The organism is uncultured Methylobacterium sp., from assembly GCF_964242245.1.
In the GTDB taxonomy this organism is placed as follows: Bacteria; Pseudomonadota; Alphaproteobacteria; order Rhizobiales; family Beijerinckiaceae; genus Methylobacterium.
In genome coordinates, this window is the sequence record NZ_CAXTBY010000219.1 from 1 (window position 1) to 2823 (window position 2823).

Annotated in this window: 4 protein-coding genes; 2 read left to right on the forward strand and 2 right to left on the reverse strand. The window is 68.6% G+C overall.

Annotation, left to right across the window (positions count from 1 at the left end; genetic code table 11):
* Positions 1-111: 111 nt before the first annotated feature.
* Together ACFE8Y_RS21580 and ACFE8Y_RS21585 are read right to left on the reverse strand one after the other, a co-directional pair.
* Positions 112-858: an SDR family NAD(P)-dependent oxidoreductase gene (locus ACFE8Y_RS21580; RefSeq protein WP_375466410.1), complete on the reverse strand. Its 747-nt coding sequence runs from the start codon at positions 856-858 to the stop codon at positions 112-114.
* Positions 859-921: 63 nt separating this feature from the next.
* Complete coding sequence (locus ACFE8Y_RS21585) at positions 922-1206, reverse strand: ArsR/SmtB family transcription factor (RefSeq protein WP_375466411.1); 285 nt, start codon at positions 1204-1206, stop codon at positions 922-924.
* Between the two features lie 194 nt (positions 1207-1400).
* Between ACFE8Y_RS21585 and ACFE8Y_RS21590 the strand changes: the two genes are divergently transcribed.
* Together ACFE8Y_RS21590 and ACFE8Y_RS21595 are read left to right on the forward strand one after the other, a co-directional pair.
* A complete protein-coding gene (locus ACFE8Y_RS21590) occupies positions 1401-2327 on the forward strand; it encodes an ABC transporter ATP-binding protein (protein WP_375466412.1) in 927 nt (308 codons plus the stop codon).
* On the forward strand, positions 2324-2823 hold a 500-nt coding region (locus tag ACFE8Y_RS21595), incomplete at its 3' end, for an ABC transporter permease (RefSeq protein ID WP_375466413.1). The genes ACFE8Y_RS21590 and ACFE8Y_RS21595, both read left to right, overlap by 4 nt.

Sequence of the window (2823 nt, forward strand, 5' to 3'; positions counted from 1 at the left end):
CCCCTATGGGAGAGAGAAACCGCGCATCATTTGAACGCGCCGCGCGATGTGTGAATCCAGTAGCGCAGAGGGGGAAAGGGAGAGCGCGCAACCGATCAACCGAAAACCGTATTACGCGCCGCCGGACACGACGAGCGTCTCGCCGGTCACCCACTTCGCATCGTCCGAGGCCAGGAACACGGCGACGGGTGCTATGTCGTTCGGCTGGCCGGTCCGGCCGAGCGGCGTTGCCCTGACGATCTCCGCCTCGAAGGCGCTGCCGATGAATCCGGCCGTCTGGGTGCCTTCCGTCTCCACGATCCCGGGATTGACCGCGTTCACGCGGACCTTGCGCGGGCCGAGCTCCTTGGCGAGCACGCGGGTGATCGCGTCGACGGAGGCCTTGGTCGCCGTGTAGATCGCGCTGCCCGGCGGGTTGAGACGCGTCACCGCCGAGCTGACGTTGATCACGCTGCCGCCGTTCGGGCCGAAGCGCTTGGCGGCTTCCCGCGTGACGAGGAGCAGGCCAAGCACGTTGATGTCGAACTGCCGGTGGAATTCCTCCGGCGAGACCTCGTCGAGGGGCGTGAAGCGGTAGACCCCGGCATTGTTCACCAGGATGTCGACCGGGCCGAGGGCCTGCGTCGCCTCGGCGAACAGGCGCTCGACATCGGATTCCGTCGCGACGCTTGCCTGGATGGCGACCGCTTGGCCGCCGCCACCCTTGATCGCCGCGACGACCGTGTCGGCGCCCTCCCGGCTGCTGTCGTAGTTCACCGCGACCTTCGCGCCGGCCTCTGCCAGCGCCCGCGCGATCTCGGCACCGATGCCCTTCGACGCGCCGGTGACGACGGCGACCTTGCCCGTGAGCTTGCCCATGGAAACCTCCGAAGCGTCGGGTCGACGCTTAGACGATCATCTAATTGTTGACGGCACGACCTTTCAAGCCCGGGGCATCAGGCTCTCGGCGAGTCGCTTCATGTAGGCCTCGACCGTCGCGCGCCGAAACCCGAGCTCCGCGAACCGGCCGTGGCGCACGACCGTGATCAGGCCCGCGGTTTCGAGCGCCTTGATGTGGTGGGAGATGGTGGCCGCGCTCACGGCCCCGGCCGCCTGCAGGCCGCAGCAGGGAAGCGGGTCCGCCGCCGCCGCGATCTCGCTGAGGATGCCGTAGCGCCGCGGGTCTGCCAGCGCCTTGGCGATTGCCGCGAATTGCCGGTCGTCCATCGCCTCTTACCCTGCCGGATCGCGGCCGTTTCACATCGGGCCGTCGGCCTCACGACCGGTGCCATTCGGCACAACCCGGTCCGGTTCCCAGAATCGGGCATCCCCGCTGCCTCGCGGCGCGTGACCACCGTGCTATAGGCGCGACCCGCACGAACGTTTTTGTGGGACCCTATCCCGGAGCGCCCCAGGCCACGATGCCGCCGATCATCACCATCGCCAACCTGTCGAAGACCTACGCCTCGGGTCTCTCGGCGCTGAAGGCCGTGGACCTCACCATCGAGCGCGGCGAGATCTTCGCGCTGCTCGGGCCGAACGGCGCGGGCAAGTCGACGCTCATCAACATCGTCTGCGGCATCGTCACCCCGAGCACCGGCACGGTGACCGTCGACGGCCACGACATCGCCGCGGACTATCGCGGTGCCCGCCGGGCCATCGGCCTCGTCCCGCAGGAGTTGACCACCGACGCCTTCGAGAGCGTGTGGAACACGGTGAGCTTCACCCGCGGCCTGTTCGGGCTGAGGAAGGACCCGGGCCACATCGAGCGCGTGCTGCGCGACCTCTCGCTCTGGGAGAAGCGCGACGCCCGCCTGATGACGCTGTCGGGCGGGATGAAGCGCCGGGTGCTGATCGCCAAGGCCCTCAGCCACGAGCCCAAGGTCCTGTTCCTCGACGAGCCCTCGGCGGGCGTCGACGTGGAGCTGCGCCAGGACATGTGGCGGCTGGTGCGGCGCCTGCGCGACCAGGGCGTCACCGTGATCCTCACGACGCACTACATCGAGGAGGCCGAGGAGATGGCCGACCGGATCGGCGTGATCCGGGGCGGCGCGATCATCCTCGTGGAGGACAAGGCCGAGCTGATGCGCAAGCTCGGCCGGAAGCAACTCACCCTCCAGCTTCAGGCGCCGCTGGCCGCGCTGCCGCCGTCGCTGCCGGATCGCGGCCTCGAACTCGCCGCCGGGGGCCGGGAACTGGTCTACACCTACGACGCCAAGGCCGAGCACACCGGCATCACCGGCCTGCTCGCCGCGCTCGCCGCGGCCGGGATCGGCTTCACCGACCTGCGGACCGACCAGTCCTCGCTGGAGGACATCTTCGTGGATCTCGTCCGGGAGCGCGCATGAACTGGCCCGCCGTTGGCGCGATCTACCGCTTCGAGATGAGCCGTTTCTGGCGCACGGGGCTGCAGAGCATCCTCGCGCCCGTGATCTCGACCGCGCTCTACTTCGTCGTCTTCGGCGCGGCGATCGGCGCGCGCATGAGCCTCGTCGACGGCGTGCCCTACGGCCTGTTCATCGTGCCGGGGCTGATCATGCTCTCGCTCCTGACGCAGAGCATCAGCAACGCCTCGTTCGGCATCTACTTCCCGCGGTTCGCCGGCACGATCTACGAGATCCTGTCCGCGCCGATCTCGCCCGTCGAGGTGGTGCTCGGCTTCGTGGGAGCCGCCGCCTCGAAGTCGATCGTGATCGGCCTGATCATCTTAGGCACCGCGGCGCTGTTCGTACCGCTGCGGATCGAGCACCCGGCCTGGATGCTGGCCTTCCTCGTGCTGACGGCGGTGACCTTCAGCCTGTTCGGCTTCGTCATCGGCCTGTGGGCCGACGGCTTCGAGAAGCT